Source organism: Rathayibacter sp. AY1B4, from assembly GCF_002932815.1.
Taxonomy (GTDB): Bacteria; Actinomycetota; Actinomycetes; order Actinomycetales; family Microbacteriaceae; genus Rathayibacter.
The window spans coordinates 24,445-44,752 of record NZ_PSWN01000021.1 but is presented as its reverse complement, the minus strand read 5'-3'; the positions used below and the strand labels follow the sequence as shown (position 1 = coordinate 44,752).

Genomic DNA, 20,308 nt, shown 5'->3' with positions numbered 1-20,308 from the left:
CGACGGTAGCGTGACGGCATGGCGCGCGGAAGCGGACGACGACGACCCCGGCGGACCCTCGAGGAGGAGATCCTGCGGGCGAGCGGGCGCGGACCCGGGGCGAGGACGCGGGCGGAGACCGTCCCTCCCTCCGGACGCCGGCTGGTGGCGCCGCCCGCCTCGGGCACCCTTCTCCACGTCGACGTGGACGCGCTGGTGGCGCTCGCCGCGCGGGAGGACCTGCTGATCGCGCTGGAGCGGCGGATCGGCGAGCACGCGGTGGCCGCGACTCCGGTGCTCTCGTGGTGGTCGGCGACTCCGTCGGTCCCGGGCGAGGAGGAGGAGCGCCGGCTCGACGCGCTCGTGCTGCGGACGGTGGAGCTCGGGGCGGGACCGGCCGAGGACGTGGACTCGCGGCTGCGGGAGCTGGCGCACGAGGGCGGTCTGGACGAGCTGGGCTCCGCTCTGGCACTGCTCGCGCGGGTCCCGGATCCGCCGGCGGCGTTCCAGGATCCGGAGGGGTTCCTGCGCGTGACGGTCCCGGAGTCGCCGTTCGAGCGGCGGCTCGAGGTCCTCGCGGAGGCGCAGGGCCGGGCGGGCGAGCTGCTGGTGCTGCTGCGCGACTGCGCGTTCACCGCGACCCTGCCGCGGCGGCGCTCGGCGATCGCAGCGATGAGCGGGCGGATCCGTGCGGCCGCGGACCCGGGGCGCCTCGACTCCCGGCGGCTGGACGAACTCGCGGAGGCGGTGGACGCGGCGCTCGAGAAGCGGTGGACCGTGCTCTGACGGCGGTCGGCGTTACGGGCGCGCCCGTCGCGGTGACCGTTCGCGCACCGGTTCAGCCCCCGCGCACCCCGGGTGAATAGGCTGGACGGATGCCTCTCACCGGTCTCGACCTCCGCCGCTTCCCCGCCGCCCTGAACGACGAGGGCGGTCCCGATGCCGCCACCGCCGCGTGGGCCACCGCGATCAACGCGGGCTTCCACGAGAAGGAGTTCACGCCGGAGAAGCTGCGCGACTGGGCCGAGCACATGGTCGCCGACCAGCGCGTGCTCACCGCGGTCGTCGACTCCTCCGCCCCCGAGGGGCTCGACGGCGCGGGCGTGCCGGTCGGCACCTACGCGGCGTTCCCCGGGGCCCTGCAGGTCGGCGGCGGACGCGAGCTGCCGACGCACCTCGTCTCGCAGGTGACCGTGCGGCCCACGCACCGGCGCCGCGGCATCCTGCGCGCGATGATCACCGAGGATCTGCGCCTGGCGAAGGAGGCCGGCACCCCGGTCGCCGCGCTCACGGCGAGCGAGGCCTCCATCTACCGCCGGTTCGGCTTCGGCCGCTCGGCCTTCACCCGCTCGATCCGCGTCGACACCGGGCCGCGCTTCGGCCTGCAGACCGAGCCCGCCGGCCGCGTCGAGGTGGTCGCGACGAGCTGGCTGCAGCCGCGCATCCCCGCGGTGTTCGCCGCGTTCCAGGCGTCGACCCCCGGCTCGCTGACCCGCCAGTCGCGCTACGAGGCGAACTCCGTCGGCACCGCGTCCGGCGAGACCACGCCCGGCCTCGACGTCCGCTCGGCCGTCCACCTCGACGAGGAGGGGACGCTCGACGGCTTCGTGACCTACCGCGCGGTCGGGCCCGAGGACGACAAGACCCTCGAGATCGTCGACCTCGTCGCCCCCGGCGCCGACGCCTACCTCGCGCTCTGGGGCTACCTCGGCGCGGTCGACCTCGCCTCCGCGGTGACCTGGGACATGGCGCCGGTGGACGATCCGCTGACCTGGGCGCTCCGCGACGCGCGCGTGGTGCAGGTGAGCCACGTGGGCGACCTGATCTGGCTGCGGATCCTCGACGTCGCCGCCGCGTTCTCGGCCCGGCCGTGGACCGCTGACGGCTCGGTCGTCGTCGAGGTGGCCGACGGGCTCGGGCTCGCCGACGGCCGCTACCGCCTCACCGCCTCGGGCGGCTCCGCCACCGTGGAGCGCACCGGGGACGAGGCCGAGCTCGCGCTGGACGTGGCCGACCTGGGCTCGCTGCTGCTGGGCTCGGTGCGGCCGTCGATCCTGGCGAAGGCCGGGCTGGCGCGCGTCACGGGCGAGGCGGGGCGGATGGACCGCCTGTTCGCGCCGATCGCGACGCCGTACTGCATCTCGTTCTTCTAGGGGGCACCGCCCTCCCGGCGGCACCGCCGTCGGGGGCAGCGCGCGGCCGGCGGTGTCCGGCTCCCGCGCCGCCGCCGCCCCCGCGCACCGCGGCCGCCGCGGACTGCCAGCCGCCTCCGGGCGTCCGCGCATCCCGCGTCGGTCATGCTGGAGGACCCGTCCCCCGACACCGGCAGGAGTTCCGCGTGGGTGCATCCGTGATCGTCGACGTCATCGTCGTGCTGAGCCTCATCGGCGCGCTCGTCGACGGTCTGCGGCGCGGCCTGCTCCGGACCCTCGGCGGTCTCGCCGGGATCGTCGCGGGCGCGATCGGCGCCTCGTTCGCCGTGCCCGCCGTCTCGTCGTGGGCGGCCGGCAGCGAGTGGCGCCTGCTCGCCGTGATCGGCACCGCCGTGCTGCTGCTGGGCGTCGGCTACGCGATCGGAGCGACGCTCGGCGCGGTCATCGGCCGCGGAGCCGACCGGGTGAAGCTCGGCCTGCTCGACCGGCTCGCGGGTGGCGTCGCCGGCGTCGCGATCTCCGGCCTGGTCTGGATCGCCGTCACCTCGGCCGTCTCCCTCCTCGGCGTCCCCCTCGTCACGACCTCGGTCGCCGGCTCGACGGTCATCCGCACGATCGACGACCTCACCCCCTCCCCCGTCCGCGCCTTCCTCGCCCAGCTGCAGTCGACCGTGGTCGACGAGGGCACGTCGTGGGTCGTCGAGGCGCTCGACGCTCCGACCCAGGCGCCCGCGATCCCGGACGTCTCGACCGACGACCCGGAGGTCGCCGCCGCCACCCGCTCGGTCGTGCGCGTCTCCGGCACGGCCTGGGCCTGCGACGTCGGAGTGACGGGCAGCGGCTTCGTCGTCTCGGACGACCGCGTCATCACCAACGCGCACGTGGTCGGCGGAGTCTCGCAGCCGGTCGTCGAGGCGCCGGGCGAGGCCCCGCGCACCGGCCGAGTCGTCTACCTGGACCCGGCCGCCGACCTCGCCGTGATCGCCGTCGACGGGCTCGACGCCTCCCCGCTCCCGCTCGACGACGCCGTCGCCGCCGGGGACGACGCGGTGGTCGCGGGCTACCCCTTCGGCGGCCCGCTGACCCTCGGCTCGGCCGAGATCTCCTCCGACGCCACGGTCTCGCTGATGGTCGACGGAGCACCGACCTCACGGGAGGTGCTGACCCTCGCCGCCGTCGTCAACCAGGGCAACTCGGGCGGCCCGCTGCTCTCTCTCGAGGGCACCGTGTCGGGCGTCGTCTTCGGCAAGGCCGCCTCCGTCGACAACGTCGGCTACGCCATCCCGCTCTCGGTCCTCACTCCCGTGGTCGAGCAGGCCGCCTCGCTGACGGACGCCGTCGATCCGGGGGCCTGCCGCTCGAAGTGAGCGGTCACGGCAGCGGTCCGTCGACCAGCACGAGGGTGAGGTCGTCGAGCCGCACCGTCTCGGGCCGCGCCGACTCGAGGTAGGCGGACACGCGCGGATCGACGGGGAAGCGCGCCGACCGCTCGATCGCGATGGCGACGATCCCGGCGGAGGACGGATCGGTCGTCACCCGATCGCCGATGTAGGGCACGTAGACGCCCGAGGACATGCCCTGCGCGAGGACCAGGCCGCCGTCGAGGCCGCGCTCGCGCAGCACGTCGGCCACCCGCGCGATCCCGGTCGGCCGCTCCTGGGCGATCCCCACCGAGGTGGCGATCGCGATCACGAGGGAGGCGGCCAGCAGCACCGCGCCGGCGCCGCGGGCAAGGGGTGCGGGCAGCACGATCCCGCCGTGCAGCGCCTCCGCGATGCCGACGCCCGCCAGCGCGCAGAGGAGCCACGCCCACGCCGCGTAGTAGTGCGGCAGCGCGACCGAGCTGATCGCCAGGTGGAACACGAGGAGGAGCAGCGTCGCGGCGCCCAGGTAGAGCACCAGCGCGCGGCGCCGCGGAGCGAGCAGTGCCAGCAGGGTCCCGAGGAGCAGCACGGCGAGCGCCGCCGGCCCGATGCCGACGAGCATGAACCAGAGGTTCGCCCACCACGGAGGGAAGACGTACGCGGTCCCGGCGACCTCGATCAGGTGGCCGTCGGCGTTGTGCTCGGACTGGAACTCGAGCAGGTACCGGACCGCCTCGACTGGGTGCACCGGCAGGTAGGCGAGCACCCCGGTGACGACGAACGCGACGGAGAGGGCGAGGCCGCCCCGCAGAGCCCGGGCCCTGCTCCCCGACCACAGCAGCGGCAGCAGGAGCACGGGCGCGAGGACCGCGGTGGTCAGCTTCGAGGTGACCGACAGCGCCAGCAGCGCACCGGCCAGCGCGATCAGCCAGCCGCTCCGCCTGCCCGGGGAGGCGTGCGACCAGGTCCACGCCGCCGCCATCGCCGCGACGGCGAAGAGCACCATGAACGGCTCCAGGAGCGCGAGGCGGTCGATCCGGGTGCCGGCCCCTACGGCGGTGCGCGGGAGGAGGAGGAACAGGCCGGCCGGGACGAGCGCGAGGGTCGGGCCGAGCTCGCGCCGGAACCAGAGCCAGAGCACCAGCCCGGTGAGGAACGAGGCCGCGCCGGCGGCGATCCTGCCCGCGAGCAGCCCCTCGCCGAGCAGCACCTGCGCGAGCCCGATCAGGTACTTCGCCGTCGGCGGATGCTCGAGGTTCGCGCTCACGTCGCCGTGCAGGTAGTCCCACCCCGCGGCGAGGTACACGGGCTCGTCCGACGAGATGTTCGCCGCTCCGAGGTTCCCGAAGCACTGGTAGAGCCCCCACAGCACGGTCCCGATCAGAGCCGCCCGCTTCACCCGCCCGATCCTAGGCGCCGGTGCCCGCACCGCTCCACCGGAGGGCCCGGGCCGCGGCGACCGCGGCGGGTAGGATCGACGCGCATCCCGTCCCCCTCCCCTGGAGCCTCCAGCACATGGCAGACAGCCGCACCGCCGTTCCCGACACCACTGCGAACGCGGAGGCGACGCCCGAGCGGGAGCAGCCCTACGCGGCCCTCGGACTCAAGCCCGACGAGTACGCGAGCATCCGCGAGATCCTCGGCCGCCGCCCCACGAGCGGCGAGCTCGCGATGTACTCGGTGATGTGGAGCGAGCACTGCTCCTACAAGTCGTCGAAGATGTACCTCCGCCAGTTCGGGCAGAAGGTCTCCCCCGCCATGAAGAAGAACCTCATGGTCGGCATGGGCGAGAACGCCGGAGTGGTCGACGTCGGCGAGGGCTGGGCCGTCACCTTCAAGATCGAGAGCCACAACCACCCGAGCTACATCGAGCCCTTCCAGGGTGCGGCGACGGGGGTCGGCGGCATCGTCCGCGACATCATCTCGATGGGCGCCCGGCCGGTCGCGGTCATGGACGCGCTGCGCTTCGGGGCGATCGACGACCCCGACACCGCGCGCGTGGTCCACGGCGTCGTGGCCGGCATCTCCTTCTACGGCAACTGCCTCGGCCTGCCGAACATCGGCGGCGAGACCTACTTCGACTCGGTCTACCAGGGCAACCCGCTCGTCAACGCGCTGGCCGTCGGCGTCCTCCGCCACGAGGACCTGCACCTCGCGAACGCCCGCGGCGTCGGCAACAAGGTCGTGCTCTTCGGGGCGCGCACCGGAGGCGACGGCATCGGCGGCGCGTCGATCCTCGCCTCCGACACCTTCGCCGACGGCGGACCGACCAAGCGTCCCGCGGTGCAGGTCGGCGACCCGTTCGCCGAGAAGGTGCTCATCGAGTGCTGCCTCGAGCTGTTCCGCAAGGACCTCGTCGAGGGCATCCAGGACCTGGGCGCCGCGGGCATCTCGTGCGCCACCTCGGAGCTGGCCTCCAACGGCGACGGCGGCATGTTCATCGAGCTCGACTCGGTGCTGCTGCGCGACCCCTCGCTCACGGCGGAGGAGATCCTCATGTCGGAGTCGCAGGAGCGGATGATGGCCGTCGTCACGCCCGAGAAGCTCGACGCGTTCCTCGAGGTCGTCGGCAAGTGGGACGTCGAGACCAGCGTGCTCGGCGAGGTCACCGACTCCGGCCGCCTCATCATCAACTGGCACGGCGAGGAGATCGTCAACGTCGACCCGCGCACCGTCGCGGTCGACGGCCCGGTCTACGAGCGCCCGATCGAGTACCCCTCCTGGCTCGACGCGCTGCAGGCCGACTCCTCCTCCCGCCTGCCCCGCTCGACCGGCGGCGACGCGCTGCGCGCCGAGACCCTGGCGCTGCTGGGCTCGGCGAACCTCGCCGACAAGAGCTGGATCACCTCGCAGTACGACCGCTACGTGCTCGGCAACACCGCGCTCAGCTACCCCGACGACGGCGGCATGGTCCGCGTCGACGAGGAGTCGGGCCTCGGCTTCGCGGTCGCGACCGACGCGAACGGGCGCTGGTGCCAGCTCGACCCGGCGCAGGGCGCCCGCCTGGCGCTGGCCGAGGCGTTCCGCAACGTCGCCGTCACCGGAGCGACCCCGGTCGCCGTCTCGGACTGCCTCAACTTCGGCAGCCCCGAGAACCCCGAGGTGATGTGGCAGTTCCGCGAGGCCGTGGGCGCGCTCGCCGACGCCTGCCTCGAGCTCGAGATCCCCGTCACCGGCGGCAACGTCTCGTTCTACAACCAGACCGGCGACGTGCCGATCTTCCCGACCCCCGTCGTCGGCGTCCTCGGCGTGATCGACGACGTCGCGCGCCGCATCCCCTCCGGCTGGCAGGACGAGGGCGACAACCTCTACCTCCTCGGCACCACCCGCGACGAGCTCGACGGCTCCGCGTGGGCCGGCACGATCCACGACCACCTCGGCGGGCTGCCCCCGCAGCTCGACCTGGCCGCCGAGCGCGCGCTGGCCGAGCTGATCTCGGCGGGCGCGAAGGAGTCGCTCATCGCCTCCGCCCACGACCTCGCCGACGGCGGGCTCGTGGTGGCGCTGGCCGAGTCCGCGCTGCGCTTCGGCGTCGGGGCGCGCATCTGGCTCGACGAGCTGATGGAGCGCGACGGCGTCGACGCGACGGCCGCGCTGTTCTCGGAGTCGACCGGCCGCGTGCTCGTGTCGGTGCCGCGCGAGGACGACGTGAAGTTCCGCGGGCTCTGCGAGGGCCGGGGCTACCCGGTGCTGCGCATCGGAGTGACCGACGCGGCGACCCCCGCGGTCGAGGTGCAGGGCCTCTTCACGCTGCCGCTGGACGAGCTGCGCTCGGTGAACGGCGCTGTACTGCCGCGCCACTTCGGCTGAGCCTCCGGGCGATCCGAGTCCGCAGGAGTCGCGGTGGTCGAGCTGGACCACCGCGACTTCTGCGGTACCGGCTCCTCTCGGGAGTTCCGTGATTACGGAATGTTTGCAATAGTGGAGGCATGACCCCCTCCCGAGACCTCGCCGGCGAGGTCGACGAGCTCCGAGCGCGGCTCGACCGCCTCGAGCGCGCCGACACCCCCGCCGCGCCCGCCGCCGACGATCCGCTCTGGGCCCTGACCGCTCTCCGCGAGCGCCTGCCCTCTCCCGGCGGAGTGGTCTTCGCCGGCTCGGTCGCCACCCCGGCCGGCCCGGTCGAGTGGCAGTACGGCCTCAGCACCGACGCGTTCTTCGAGCGCGACTGGGGAGCGAGCCCCGGGCCGACCGCGCTCGCCGCGCTGGGCAGCCCCGTGCGTCTGCGGTTCCTGCAGGCGGTGGCCGGCGGAGTCGAGACCGTCGCCCAGCTCGCCGAGAGCGAGGGCGCGGGCACCACCGGGCAGATCTACCACCACGTCAACCAGCTGGTCGCCGCCGGCTGGCTGGAGGCGCGCGGCCGCGGCCGCTACGGCGTCCCGCCGGAGCGGCTCGTCCCCCTGCTCGTGATCCTGCTCGCCTCCGGAGGACCCCGATGACCCGCCGCCGCCTCGCTCTCGCCGCCGTCTCCGCCGCGGCCGTCGTCCTGCTCGGCGGAGTGCTGCTCCGCCCCTCCGCTCCCACCCTCTCGACCGAGGCGACGGGCGACGCCGAGATCGCCGAGTGGCTCCGGACCGACGTCGGAGACGGGGCGCGGAACCACCTCGTCGCCGCCGTGATCACGCCCGACGGCGTGCGCTACGGCGGACTCGGAGCCGACGAGCGGACCGAGGTCGAGATCGGATCGGTCACGAAGACGATGACCGCGCTCCTCCTCGCCCGGAGCGCCGCCGAGGGGACGGTCGGGCTCGAGGACCCCGCCGCGGAGCACGCCGACGTCGGCGGCTTCACCGGGACGCTCGAGGAGCTGGCGACCCACCGCTCCGGCCTGCCGCGCCTCCCCACCGGTGTCGGCGATCTCGCCTCGACGCTCGTCGCCCAGCTGCGTGGCACGGACCCCTACGCGGGCTGGTCGGCCGACGACGTCCTCCGGCAGGCCGCCGAGGCGGACCAGGGCGAGCACGTGCACGCCTACTCGAACCTCGGTGCGGCGGTGCTGGGCCAGACGCTCGCCCGTGCCGAGGGCCGCGACTACGCCGACCTCCTCCGCGAGCGCGTCCTCGATCCGCTCGGGATGACCGCGACCTCCGTCCCGGAGACCGCGGACGCCCTCCCCGGCGACGCGCCGACCGGCTTCTCGGCGAGCGGGCGGTCCGTCGACGCGTGGACGATGGCGGGCTACGCGCCGGCGGGCGGCGTCCGCTCCACGGCGGCGGACATGGCCCGCTACGCGCAGGCCCTCCTCACCGACGACCCCGCGCTGGGGGTGCCCGCGGCGAGCGTCCTGGATCCGCGGTTCGACGCCGACGGGGCGCGGATCGGCCTCGGCTGGTTCACCTCGGAGTCGGAGGACGGCGGATCCGTCACCTGGCACAACGGAGGGACCTCCGGCTACTCGACGATGCTCGCGATGGACCGCGAGCGCGGCGTGGCCGTGTTCGTCAACGGGGACACGGCGAGCTCGGTCGACGAGCTCGGCCTGCGCCTGCTGCAGCGCGCCGGGGAGGAGTCGTGATGACCGCCTCGATCCTCGTCCTGCTCGTCGTCGCGTTCACCGTCGGCCGCTTCGCCCTGGGGAGCGTCCCCCGGCGCCGGGCGGCCGGGCTCCTCGACCGCGACCGCGTCCGGACGCTCGCCCGCGGCGTCGAGGCCGTCGCCGTGCTGCTGCTCGGGCGGGCGCTCGTCGACTGGTCGGCGCTGACGCTGCTCCCCTGGGCCGTGCTGGTGGCTCTCACCGCGGCCGGGGCGGCCGGCGCCGTGCTGCGCTGGGGCGGGCTGCCGTGGTTCGAGGATCCGGCGCGCCGCCGCTCGCGGACGACCGGGCTCGCGGCGACCGTCGCCGTGTCGGCGGTCCTGATCGGCGTCCTGGGCTGAGTGCCGCGCACGTGCCGTCGGATCCGCGCCTTCCGCGGTGGTCGCGTGCTGCTGCGAGGCGGGAGGAGTGGCGGCGGGCGTCGGCGGCGTCAGCCGGTCTGCGCGGGGAGGTCGTCGGGCTCGGCGTTGTCGAGGACGCGGCCGTTCTGGTCGCCGACGCTCAGGACGGTCGCCGGGCGGAGGTTGAGGGTGTCGCCGCCGTAGAGGCTGTCGATGTCGACGCCGTCGCGGCGCACCGAGTTCAGCGCGGAGAGGTAGTCGGAGCTGATGCAGAACCGGTCCGCGATCCGCTCGCTGATGTCGCCCGCTGCCACCAGGTAGGAGGCCGGGGCGCCGTCGGAGGCGGTGCTCGCCGTCCCGGTCGCGCCGGCGCGGGCGCCGCGGTCGCGCACGCGCTCGAGGTCGACGCCGTCGAGCGTCCCCTCGTCGAGCGCCTGGACGACGCACTCGCCCGAGACGTCCTCGACCGGTGCGGGAGTGGTCGAGACGCTCGGCACCGGCCGCGGCGTGGACTCGGCTCCGGCGGCGGGCGGCGCCGTGGAGGCGGACGGCCCGGCGGGTGCGGCGGCGGGGCTCGTCGCCTCCGCCGTGCAGCCGGCGAGCAGGACCACGGCGGAGAGGGCGATCACGAGGCGCTGCGTCGTCCGGACCATTCCGCGACTCTAACCCGGCACCCGGGCGGCCGGGCGCCACCGCGCCCAGCGGGCTGTGGGCGATCCGGTCGAGGCCGCTGGACCCGGCCGACGCGCAGGCCCGAGGCGGGGCGCGGGGCGGCCGCTGGCCGGCGCGCCCCCGATTGACCTCCCCCGTCGATCGCACCCATGCCGAGCACCTGTTGGACACGCGGCCCGAACCGGAGTCGACTGGGACCATGCAGTACACGCACCTCGGTCGCACCGGCCTGTCCGTCTCCCGCACCGTCCTCGGCACCATGAACTTCGGCATGCAGACCGAGGAGTCCGACTCGTTCGCGATCATGGACCGCGCGCACGAGCTCGGCGTCAACTTCTTCGACACGGCCAACGTGTACGGAGGCGAGGCCGGCCGCGGCGCCACCGAGGAGATCGTGGGCCGCTGGTTCGCGCAGGGCGGCGAGCGCCGCGAGCGCACCGTCCTCGCGACCAAGGTCTTCGGCGACATGGGCGAGTTCGCCGCTCCCGGAGCCGAGCGCGGCCGCGACTCCTGGCCCAACGGCGGCCGCCTCTCGGCGCTCACCCTGCGCCGCGCGCTCGACGAGAGCCTCCGCCGCCTGCAGACGGACCACATCGACCTCTACCAGTTCCACCACGTCGACCGGACGACGCCCTGGGACGAGATCTGGCAGGCGATGGAGGTCGCCGTCCAGCAGGGCAAGGTCCTCTACGTCGGCTCCAGCAACTTCGCCGGCTGGCACCTCGCCCAGGCGCAGGAGGCGGCGCGCGCCCGCCACTTCACCGGCCTCGCCTCCGAGCAGTCGATCTACAACCTGCTCGTCCGCGACGTCGAGCGCGAGGTCCTGCCCGCCGCGCTGCACTACGGGCTCGGCGTCATCCCCTGGTCGCCGCTGCAGGGCGGGCTGCTGGGCGGCGTCCTCGAGAAGACCGCGGAGGGCGGGCGCCGCTCCTCCGAGCGCACCCTCGCCGCGATCGAGGAGCACCGTCCCGCGCTCGAGCAGTGGGAGGCGTTCGCCCGCGAGCGCGGCGAGGCGCCCGGCGAGCTGGCGCTGGCGTGGCTCCTCCACCAGCCCGCCGTCACCGGTCCGATCACCGGGCCGCGGACGCTCGAGCAGCTCGAGAGCGCCGTCGCCGCCGTCGACATCACCCTCGACCCCGAGGCCCTCGCGCGCCTCGACGAGATCTTCCCCGGCCACCGGACAGCCCCCGAGGACTACGCCTGGTGACCACCCACCCCACTGCGAAGGAGCATTCATGAAGCAGCGCACTCTCGGCGACCTCCAGGTCGGCGCGATCGGACTCGGCGGCATGCCGATGTCGATCGAGGGCCGCCCGGACCGCGAGCGCTCGATCGCCACGATCCACGCCGCCCTCGACGCCGGCGTGACCCTGATCGACACGGCCGACGCCTACCACCTCGCCACCCAGGACGACCTCGGCCACAACGAGCTGCTGATCGCGGAGGCGCTGCGCAGCTACGGCGGCGACACCTCCGCCGTGCTCGTCGCCACCAAGGGCGGCCACCTGCGGCGCGAGCCCGGCCCCTGGGACCAGGACGGCCGCCCCGAGTACCTCAAGGCGGCGGCCCGCGCGTCCGCGAAGCGCCTCGGCGTCGACGCGATCGGCCTCTACCAGTACCACCGGCCCGACCCGGCGGTCCCCTACGCCGACTCGATCGGAGCGCTGGCCGAGCTGCTCGACGAGGGCGTCGTCCTCCGCGCGGGCATCTCGAACGCCGACCCGGACCAGATCCGCGAGGCGCACGGCATCCTCGGCGAGCGCCTGGTCTCGGTGCAGAACCAGTTCTCGCCGTCGTTCCGCTCCAGCGAGCCGGAGCTCGAGCTCTGCGCCGAGCTGGGACTGGCGTTCCTGCCGTGGAGCCCGCTCGGCGGCATCTCCTCGGCGGGCGAGCTCGGCTCGCGCTACTCCGCGTTCGCGGCGGTCGCCGAGGCCCGCGGCGTGACGCCGCAGGTCGTCTGCCTCGCCTGGGAGCTGGCGAAGGCCCCGGTCGTGCTGCCGATCCCGGGCGCCTCCCGCCCCGAGAGCATCCGCGACTCCGCCACGGCGGCCGACCTGGAGCTCACGCCCGAGGAGTTGGCCTCGCTCGACTGAGCCCGTTCATGACGGAGGAGGGATCCGGTCGAGGCACCGGTCCGACGCGCATCGCGGGATCTCGGCGCTGGTCCCTCCTCCGTTGCGAGCACGATCCCGCTCAGACCGCGTCCTGCAGCGGCTGCGGGAGGGCCGAGACGAACGCGCGGGCCGCGGCGCTCGGCCGCTCCGGCACCGCCACCATCGTCCGCCACACCAGGAGCGGATCGGCGAGCGCCACCGCCCGCAGCCCGGCCGGGCGCTTCTCGGCGAAGTGCGCCGGCACGACCGCGATCCCCATGCCGTACTCGACCAGGTCGAGCAGCGTGTGCACGTCGTTCACCTCGAGCTCGACCTCGAACGCGAGGCCGTGCGCCGCGAACGCCCGCGCCGCGAGGTGACTCGCCGCCCAGTGCTCCTGCAGCCCCACGATCGTCTCGCCCGCCAGGTCCGGGATGCGGCAGCCGACGCGGCTCGCGAGCGGGTGACCCGGGCGCACGAGCACCGCGAAGCCCTCGCTCGCCAGCGGCATCGTCCGCACGCCGCCCGGCACGGCTCCGATGTCGGCGACCAGCGCCAGGTCGAGGCGGCCGGCGGCGACGGAGTCGAGCAGCGTGCCGGACCCCTCGTGGATCAGCCGGAGCGCGACTCCCGGGTGCTGCTCGCGGAAGGTCGCGAGCTCGCGCGGCAGGTGCACGCCGCCGAGGCACTCCTCCGTGCCGACCGCGAGGCTCCCGCGGAGCACCCCCTGCACGGCGAGAACCGCATCGCGGGCGGCGAGCGCGCTGGCGACCGATCGCTCCGACTCCGCGAGCATCGCCCGACCGGCCGGCGTCAGCTCGACCCGGCGCGTGCTGCGGGTGAAGAGGGGGCTGCCCAGCTCGCTCTCGAGCGCGCGGATCGACGCCGAGAGGCCCGACTGCGAGATCTGCAGGGCGCTCGCGGCGCGGGTGAAGTGCTGCTCCTTCGCGACGGCGAGGAAGTGTTCGAGCTGTCGCAGTTCCATGGGTCCATCCTCGTCGCGCGGGCGGAGGAGCGGGGACCGGACCCGGCACTCCCCAGCGGCCGCTCGGCCTGCCTGTGCGGAGCCGACCGTCGGGTACGGCGGCGGCCGTCGCGAGAGCCGGCCCGGCTCAGGCGTCGGCGGACGAGATCGCGAGGACGATCGCCGTCAGCGTCGCCCGCAGGCGCTCGAGCGACGCGGGCTCCGACTCGTCCTCGAGGATCGACTGCTTGACCGCGTCGTCGTAGCCCGCCACCAGCAGGCGCACGGCCGTCGTCGGCTCGAGGGAGAACTCGCGGCGCACCTGGCGCAGCGCCCCGTGCACGATCTGCACGAGCGAGGCGTCGAAGCCGGCGCGGAAGTCGCGGTACTGCGGAGCGATCCGCGGGTCGCGGAGCGCGAGCAGCTCGAACTCCGACTCGACCACGCACCAGCGGCGGTTGTCGGTGGCAGGACCCTGGAGGAAGTCGAGGATGACCACGGCCAGCGTCTCGGCCGTCAGCGGCTCGTCGGCCGAGACGACGCGCGGGATCGTGCGGTCCATCTGCTCGACGAGGGCGGTCACCCGGGCGCCGTTCTCCCGCTCCATGAGCGCGAAGAACAGCTCCTCCTTGGTGGAGAAGTTGGAGTAGAAGGCGCCGCGCGAGAACCCGGCGCGCTCGCAGATCTGCTCGACGGACGCGCTGTGCACGCCGGTCTCGGCGAAGACGTCGTAGGCCGCGTCGAGCAGGCGCTCGCGGGTGCGGCCTCGGCGGGAGGTCTCGGGAGGGGTGGAGTCGATCGCCGTCATCACCAGCCTCCTGCCCGCCCTGTCAACACCTCCGACGCCGTTCACCTTATCCGATACATTCACGTATCGAATACGGTCCTGTATCGGATACGCTCGTGTATCGGAGCCCGGCTCCGCCCTGGTACAGAGACGTATCGCCATCCTCCCCACCCATCGTCAGGAGACCGCGTGTCGTCGCTGCTCTACCGTCTCGGTCGTCGCGTGTACCGCGCCCACCGCCTCGTCGCCGTCCTGTGGCTGCTGATCGTGGTGGCGGGCGGAGGAGGAGCGCTGCTGCTCAACCAGGGCACCGACAACACGTTCTCCATCCCGGGCACGCAGTCGCAGACCGCCCTCGACCAGCTCGAGCGCACCTTCCCCCAGGTCAGCGGCACGTCCGCGCGGTACGTGGTCGTCGCGCCCGACGGAGGCAGCGTCCAGGACGCCGACGTGAAGGGCCCCGTCAGCGACGCGGTCGCCGCGCTCGGCGACGTCGACGAGGTCGCGGCCGTCACGGACCCCTACTCCGACAGCGTGTCCGGCACGATCTCCGACGCCGGGAACGCCCTCGTCATCACCGCCCAGATGGACGGCTCCGCCACCACCACGAGCCCCGAGAGCCGCGACGCGCTGAAGGCCGAGGCGACGACCCTCCAGGACGCGCTGCCCGCCGGCTCCGTGGTCTCGCTCGGCGGCGACCTCTTCGCCCAGAACCTCCCCGGCGTGACCATCACGGAGGCGATCGGCCTCGTGGTCGCCCTCGTCGTCCTCGTGCTCACCTTCGGCTCGTTCCTGGCCGCCGGCATGCCGCTGGTCACCGCGCTGCTCGGCGTCGCCCTCTCGATGTCGGCCATCTTCATCGCCACCCGCTTCGCCTCGATCTCCTCGACCACGCCGCTCCTGGCGCTGATGCTGGGCCTGGCGGTCGGCATCGACTACGCCCTCTTCATCATCAGCCGCCACCAGGACCAGCTGAAGCAGGGCATGGACCCGGAGGAGTCGACCGCGCGGGCGACCGCGACCGCGGGCTCCGCCGTCGTCTTCGCGGGCCTGACCGTGATCATCGCGCTCGTCGGCCTCTCGGTCGCGGGCATCCCGTTCCTCACCACGATGGGCGTCGCAGCGGCGGGCGGAGTCGCGATCGCCGTGGTCATCGCGCTCACCCTGACCCCCGCCCTCCTCGGCTTCGCCGGCGCGCGGCTGCGCCCGAAGGAGCGCCGCGCGAAGAAGAAGGCCGCGAAGGCCGCCGCCGCCGCGGGCACCCACGTCGACACCGAGGCGCACGAGGAGGCGGCGACCGCCTCCCCCGGCGGCCACGTGCACGCCGAGGTCCCGCGCGGGTTCTTCCGCGGCTGGGTCCGGGTCGTCACGCGCTTCCCGATCGTGACGATCATCGCGGTGATCGGCGTGCTCGGCGTCGCGAGCATCCCGGCGCTCAGCCTCCGCCTCGCCCTGCCGGACGCCGGCTACCAGGCCGAGGGCACTCCCGCGCGCACCACCTACGACCTGCTCGCCGAGAACTTCGGCGCCGGCTACAACGGCCCGCTCATCGTCACCGGCACGATCATCGGCTCGACCGATCCGCTCGGCCTGATGGACGACCTCAAGGGCGAGATCGAGAAGCTCGACGGAGTCGCCTCGGTGCCGCTCGCGACGCCCAACGAGACCGCCGACACCGGGATCATCCAGGTGATCCCCGAGGGCGGCCCCGACTCCGAGGCCACCAAGGCGCTGGTCGCCGAGATCCGCGACAAGCACGACTACTTCCAGCAGGAGTACGGCGTCGACCTCGCGGTGACCGGCCAGACCGCGGTCGGGATCGACATCTCGGACACTCTCGCCAAGGCCCTGCTGCCGTTCGGCCTGCTCGTCGTGGGCCTGTCGCTGGTGCTGCTGACGATGGTGTTCCGCTCGCTCTGGGTGCCGATCAAGGCGACGCTGGGCTACCTGCTGTCGGTCGGTGCGTCCTTCGGCGCCGTGGCGGCGGTGTTCGAATGGGGATGGTTCTCGGACGCTCTGCACGTCGACAAGACGGGCCCGATCATCAGCTTCATGCCGATCATCCTGATGGGCGTGCTCTTCGGCCTCGCGATGGACTACGAGGTGTTCCTGGTCTCGCGGATGCGCGAGGACTACGTGCACGGGAGGCCGGCGCGCGCCGCCGTCGAGTCGGGCTTCGTCGGCTCGGCCAAGGTGGTCACGGCCGCCGCGGTCATCATGTTCTCGGTCTTCGCCGCCTTCGTGCCGGAGGGGGACACCAACATCAAGCCGATCGCGCTCGGGCTCGCCGTGGGCGTCTTCGTCGACGCGTTCATCGTGCGGATGACGCTGGTGCCCGCCGTGCTGCACCTGCTCGGCGACCGCGCCTGGCACATGCCGCGCTGGCTCGACCGCATCCTCCCGTCCTTCGACGTCGAGGGCGAGGGCCTCACGAAGGAGCTCGCGCTGGCCGACTGGCCGGAGCCCGGATCCACGGACGTGATAGCGGCCGAGGACCTCCGCCTCGACGGACCCGACGGTCCCGTCTACAGCGGCGTCTCGCTGCGGGTCGCTCCCGGCTCCTCCCTCGTGGTCCACGGGCCGCACCGCTCCGGCCGCACCGCGCTGCTGCTGAGCATCGCCGGTCGGCTCGCCCCCGACTCCGGGCGCCTGAAGGTCGCGGGCCTGGTCGTGCCGATCCGCTCCGCCGCCGTGCGCGGCCGGGTCGGGCTGGTGCGCCTCGCCGGAGCCGCCGACCCCGTCGCCGACGTCCGGTCGGCCCTGGAGTCGGCTCCGCCGATCCTGGTGCTCGACGACCTCGACACGGTCACCGACCCGCAGCTGCGCGGCGCGATCCGGGCCGAGCTCGACGCCGCCCGCGCCGCCGACGACGCGTTCACCGTGGTCGCCTCCTCCGTCGACGCCGAGGCGCTCGACGACCTCCTCCCCTCCGACCGCGGCGTGCTCGCGGTCTCGCCCGCGGCCGAGCGCCGCGCGATCGCAAAGGTCCTCTGACAGATGGCTCTCCTCTCCCTCGAACGCCCCCGCGGCGTCAAGAAGGTGTCCTGGCTGACCCTTCTCGGGATCGTCCTGGTCCCCCTCGTCATCGGCGGCCTCCTGGTGTGGGCGCTGTGGAACCCGACCGAGCGACTCGACACGATCACGGCCGCCGTGGTCAACGAGGACACCCCGGTCGAGATCAACGGGCAGACCGTGCCGCTCGGGCGCCAGCTCGCGGCCGGCCTGGTGACGGGCGGCACCGACTCCGCGAGCTCGGACGCCCCCTCCTCCACCCCCTCGGCGAGCGCGACGCCGTCCGCGAGCACGACCCCGGTGCCCAACGTCTCCGGCTCGGACTCGACGGGCAACTTCACCTGGGTCCTCACGGACAAGGACGACGCCGCCAAGGGCCTCGCCGACGGCAGCTACGCGACCGTCGTGACGATCCCCTCGTCCTTCTCCGCCGCCGCCACCTCGTACTCCGGCGACGCCGCGGAGGCGACGAAGGCGACCATCGACATCGCCACCAGCGAGAAGGCCAAGCTCGTCGACGACGCCATCTCGGCCACCGTGACCAGCACCGCCACGTCGCTGCTCAACACGCAGCTGACCACGGCCTACCTCGAGAACGTCTACGTCGGCTTCAACACCCTCAACGAGCAGATCGGCCAGGCGGCCGAGGGCGCGGGCACGCTCGCCGACGGCGCCGACCAGCTCGGCACCGGCGCCTCCACCCTCGCCGACGGCACCAGCAGCCTCGCCGACGGGATCGACGAGCTCGCCACCGGCGCCTCCTCGCTCTCGGACGGCGTCGGGCAGATCGGCACCGGAGCCTCGTCCCTCGCCGACGGCGTGGGGCAGCTGGGCACCGGAGCCTCCGACCTCTCCGGCGGAGTCGCGCAGCTGGCCACCGGTGCGCGCGGCCTCTCCGGCGGAGTGGGACAGCTCGCGACGGGCGCCCGCGACTCGGCGACCAAGACGACCGCGCTGCAGGGCGGCGCCTCCGACCTGGCCGACGGGCTCGACCAGCTGAGGGAGGGAGTGGTGAGGACCGGCGACGGGACCCAGCAGGTCGCCGCCCTCAGCGCCGGCGCCGCCGCCGCCACTGCGGGGACCTTCGAGGCGCTCAGCGCCGCGCTCGAGGGCTGCGAGACGACGCAGTGCCTCGCCGCGCGCGCCGTCATCGCCTCGGCGGGCGGACCCACCGGCGCGACCACCCTCGCCACGACGACCGCGGGAGCCGTCGCCGGGATCGACGCGGGCATCCGCCTCGGCGGCGACGGGCAGCCCTCGCTGATCGACGCGGTCGGGCAGTCCGCCACCGGCGCGCGCACTCTCTCGGGGGGCATCGGACAGCTGTCCGGCGGCCTGACGCAGCTCGCGGACGGCGCGGACGACGCCGCGGACGGAGCGTCCCAGCTCGCCGACGGCCTCGACACCACGGCGGCCGGGTCGGCGCAGCTCGCGACCGGCGCCACCACCGCCGCGGCCGGCGCCCGCGACCTCGCGACCGGCGCGACCACGGCCGCGGGCGGTGCCGCCGACCTCGCCACGGGAGCCTCCTCCGCCGCCGACGGAGCCGACCAGCTCGCCGACGGAGCGAGCGGGGTCTCGGACGGCGCCGTGCAGCTCGCCGACGGCACCCGCACGCTCGCGACCGGCCTCGACGCCGCCGTCGCGCAGCTCCCGACCTACACCGAGTCGGAGTCGACGAACCTCGCCGACGTCGTCTCGGACCCGGTCGAGAACGCGAGCAGCGCGACCGACCTGTTCGGAGCCTCCAGCGTCCCGTTCTTCGCGACGATCGCCCTCTGGCTGGGCGCCCTCGCGACGTTCCTGGTGCTCGCGGCGTTCTCGCACCGTGCACTCTCCTCGACCCGCTCCTCCGCGGCGCTCGCCCTCTCCTCCTACGTGCCGGCGCTCGTGATCGGCGTGGTGCAGGGACTCGCGGTCGCGATCGTGATGAGCGGGGTCGCGGGCCTGGAGCCGGGCCGCTGGGTCGGCTTCGCCCTCCTGGCGATGCTCACCGGCGCCTCGTTCGCCGCGGTGAACCAGGGGCTGGTCGCCCTGCTCGGAGGGATCGGCCGCTTCCTCGCGATGGTCGCGGCGGTGATCGCGCTCGGCGCGGGCATCATCTCGACGGTCCCCGGGCTGTTCGACGACGTGCTCGGGTTCCTGCCGCTCTCGGCGGCGCAGAACGCGCTGTCCGGAGTGGTCGAGGGCACCGACGGCACGGCCGGCGCCGTCGTCGGCCTGGTGATCTGGCTGCTGTTCGGCCTGCTGCTCACCGTCGCCGCGATCGCCCGCCGCCGGGTCGTCTCGGTCCGCGCCCTGCACCGCACCGCGGAGGCGTAGGCCGCGCCTCGCGCCACTCCTCCCCCGAACCGGGGACGGGTGGCGCGAGGATCGCGCCACCGCCGCGCCTCTCCGGGCGACCGGCCCCGGCCGGGGCTAGCCTGACGCGATGGAGTCGGAACCGATGGCGATCCGGACGCGACGGGTGTACGGCCCGTCGGTCCTGCGGCGCCTCCGCGCCCTCCTCCTGCGGCTCCTCGGCGCCGGCCTCGCGGCCGTGCTCATCCCGTTCGCCGTCCTCGCGGACCGCCGCGGGGTCCTCGACGAGTCGGTGCTCGCGCTCGGCCTCCTCGCCCTCACCGTCGTCATCGGACTGGCCTCGGCGGTCTCGCTCTTCGTCGTCTCCCCCACCCGCGTGATGACGACCGAGACGCAGGTCGTGCTGATGCGCGGCCGCCGCCGCCGCGAGCAGTGGCCCCGCCGGTCGGTCCGCTTCCTCGAGTCCGCCGACGGCGACGGCTTCGTCGCCTGGTGCCGCGGAGACGGAGTCGAGGTGCGCTGCAGCCACTTCCGCCCGGAGGACCTCGCCGCCCTGCTCGCCGACCTCGGCGCCGCCGCCCGCGTCCGCGACGCCCTGCCGCCCGCTCTGGCCGGGCCCGCCTCGGCCGTCCGCTTCCGGCCGCACCGCGCTCCGCTCCAGCGCCGGGCGGTCGCCCTGGTCGTCGTCGCCACGGAGGCGTTCGCCGCCGGCGTCCTGGCCGTCGCCCTCGCGGGATCCCCGTCGGGCGACCGCGCGCAGATCGCGCTGGGGGCGGTCGTCGTGGCGCTCTCCCTCCCGCTCGGGCTGGTCGCCGCGCGGCTGGCGCTGCGGCCCGGGCTGCCGGGCTCGATCGTGGTGTCGGAGTCGGCCATCCAGATCGACGGGCTGATCTTCCCGCTCGAGGCCCTGCGCTCGGTCGTCGCCTCGAGCCCGACGGGGAGCCATAGCCTCCGCCTGACCCTCACCGAGACGAACGGCCGCATCACGGAGGTCCCCCTCGGGCTGCGGGTGCCGACGCTGCGGCGCGACCAGCTCTTCCCCGACTACCCGCTGCTGCTCGGCGTGCTGCGCGAGCGCACGGCGGGGCTGCTGCGGATCGAGGGCTGAG

At 74.3% G+C, this 20,308-nt stretch carries 16 protein-coding genes; 12 read left to right on the top strand and 4 right to left on the bottom strand.

Going from position 1 to position 20,308, the window contains the following annotated elements:
• Positions 1-18: 18 nt before the first annotated feature.
• The 3 genes from C5D66_RS13275 to C5D66_RS13265 all read left to right on the top strand — a co-directional run bounded on the left by C5D66_RS13275 (position 19) and on the right by C5D66_RS13265 (position 3,499).
• The gene (locus C5D66_RS13275) at positions 19-765 is read left to right on the top strand and encodes a DUF2254 family protein (RefSeq protein ID WP_104255977.1); all 747 of its coding nucleotides are present in this window, start codon (positions 19-21) and stop codon (positions 763-765) included.
• Between the two features lie 89 nt (positions 766-854).
• Positions 855-2,132 (top strand): GNAT family N-acetyltransferase, encoded by a 1,278-nt coding sequence (locus C5D66_RS13270; RefSeq protein ID WP_104255978.1) that lies wholly within the window; start codon positions 855-857, stop codon positions 2,130-2,132.
• A gap of 185 nt (positions 2,133-2,317) precedes the next feature.
• Positions 2,318-3,499 carry a MarP family serine protease gene (locus C5D66_RS13265; protein WP_258060556.1) on the top strand — a complete coding sequence of 394 codons (1,182 nt, stop codon included), beginning with the start codon at positions 2,318-2,320 and terminating at the stop codon, positions 3,497-3,499.
• A gap of 4 nt (positions 3,500-3,503) precedes the next feature.
• Here C5D66_RS13265 and C5D66_RS13260 read toward each other — a convergent pair whose 3' ends face one another.
• Positions 3,504-4,895 (bottom strand): glycosyltransferase family 39 protein, encoded by a 1,392-nt coding sequence (locus C5D66_RS13260; RefSeq protein WP_181028779.1) that lies wholly within the window; start codon positions 4,893-4,895, stop codon positions 3,504-3,506.
• Positions 4,896-5,011: 116 nt separating this feature from the next.
• On the opposite strand from C5D66_RS13260, the gene purL reads away from it, so the two are divergent.
• The 4 genes from purL (at position 5,012) to C5D66_RS13240 (ending at position 9,370) form a co-directional block, all read left to right on the top strand.
• Entirely contained in the window at positions 5,012-7,306 is a 2,295-nt protein-coding gene (gene purL / locus C5D66_RS13255; protein ID WP_104234263.1) for a phosphoribosylformylglycinamidine synthase subunit PurL, read from the top strand.
• A 119-nt stretch (positions 7,307-7,425) separates the two neighbouring features.
• On the top strand, positions 7,426-7,935 hold the full coding sequence (locus tag C5D66_RS13250; RefSeq protein WP_104255980.1) for a winged helix-turn-helix domain-containing protein: 510 nt from the start codon (positions 7,426-7,428) through the stop codon (positions 7,933-7,935).
• Positions 7,932-9,011, top strand: a complete 1,080-nt coding sequence (locus tag C5D66_RS13245; protein ID WP_104255981.1) for a serine hydrolase — start codon at positions 7,932-7,934, stop codon at positions 9,009-9,011. The genes C5D66_RS13250 and C5D66_RS13245 overlap by 4 nt, the downstream gene beginning before the upstream one ends.
• Positions 9,011-9,370: a hypothetical protein gene (locus C5D66_RS13240; protein ID WP_104255982.1), complete on the top strand. Its 360-nt coding sequence runs from the start codon at positions 9,011-9,013 to the stop codon at positions 9,368-9,370. The genes C5D66_RS13245 and C5D66_RS13240 overlap by 1 nt, the downstream gene beginning before the upstream one ends.
• A gap of 89 nt (positions 9,371-9,459) precedes the next feature.
• On the opposite strand, the gene C5D66_RS13235 is transcribed toward C5D66_RS13240, so the two are convergent.
• Entirely contained in the window at positions 9,460-10,023 is a 564-nt protein-coding gene (locus C5D66_RS13235) for a hypothetical protein (protein ID WP_104255983.1), read from the bottom strand.
• 218 nt (positions 10,024-10,241) lie between these two features.
• On the opposite strand from C5D66_RS13235, the gene C5D66_RS13230 reads away from it, so the two are divergent.
• Together C5D66_RS13230 and C5D66_RS13225 are read left to right on the top strand one after the other, a co-directional pair.
• Positions 10,242-11,249 (top strand): aldo/keto reductase, encoded by a 1,008-nt coding sequence (locus tag C5D66_RS13230; RefSeq protein ID WP_104255984.1) that lies wholly within the window; start codon positions 10,242-10,244, stop codon positions 11,247-11,249.
• Positions 11,250-11,277: 28 nt separating this feature from the next.
• Complete coding sequence (locus tag C5D66_RS13225; RefSeq protein WP_104295545.1) at positions 11,278-12,135, top strand: aldo/keto reductase; 858 nt, start codon at positions 11,278-11,280, stop codon at positions 12,133-12,135.
• Positions 12,136-12,235: 100 nt separating this feature from the next.
• On the opposite strand, the gene C5D66_RS13220 is transcribed toward C5D66_RS13225, so the two are convergent.
• Positions 12,236-13,120 carry a LysR family transcriptional regulator gene (locus C5D66_RS13220; protein WP_104222755.1) on the bottom strand — a complete coding sequence of 295 codons (885 nt, stop codon included), beginning with the start codon at positions 13,118-13,120 and terminating at the stop codon, positions 12,236-12,238.
• Between the two features lie 127 nt (positions 13,121-13,247).
• Entirely contained in the window at positions 13,248-13,907 is a 660-nt protein-coding gene (locus C5D66_RS13215) for a TetR/AcrR family transcriptional regulator (RefSeq protein ID WP_104292731.1), read from the bottom strand.
• Positions 13,908-14,075: 168 nt separating this feature from the next.
• On the opposite strand from C5D66_RS13215, the gene C5D66_RS13210 reads away from it, so the two are divergent.
• The 3 genes from C5D66_RS13210 to C5D66_RS13200 all read left to right on the top strand — a co-directional run bounded on the left by C5D66_RS13210 (position 14,076) and on the right by C5D66_RS13200 (position 20,307).
• Entirely contained in the window at positions 14,076-16,880 is a 2,805-nt protein-coding gene (locus C5D66_RS13210; RefSeq protein WP_104250664.1) for an MMPL family transporter, read from the top strand.
• 3 nt (positions 16,881-16,883) lie between these two features.
• Complete coding sequence (locus C5D66_RS13205; RefSeq protein ID WP_104326939.1) at positions 16,884-19,220, top strand: YhgE/Pip domain-containing protein; 2,337 nt, start codon at positions 16,884-16,886, stop codon at positions 19,218-19,220.
• Positions 19,221-19,329: 109 nt separating this feature from the next.
• Positions 19,330-20,307 (top strand): hypothetical protein, encoded by a 978-nt coding sequence (locus C5D66_RS13200; RefSeq protein WP_146079284.1) that lies wholly within the window; start codon positions 19,330-19,332, stop codon positions 20,305-20,307.
• Position 20,308: the final 1 nt, after the last annotated feature.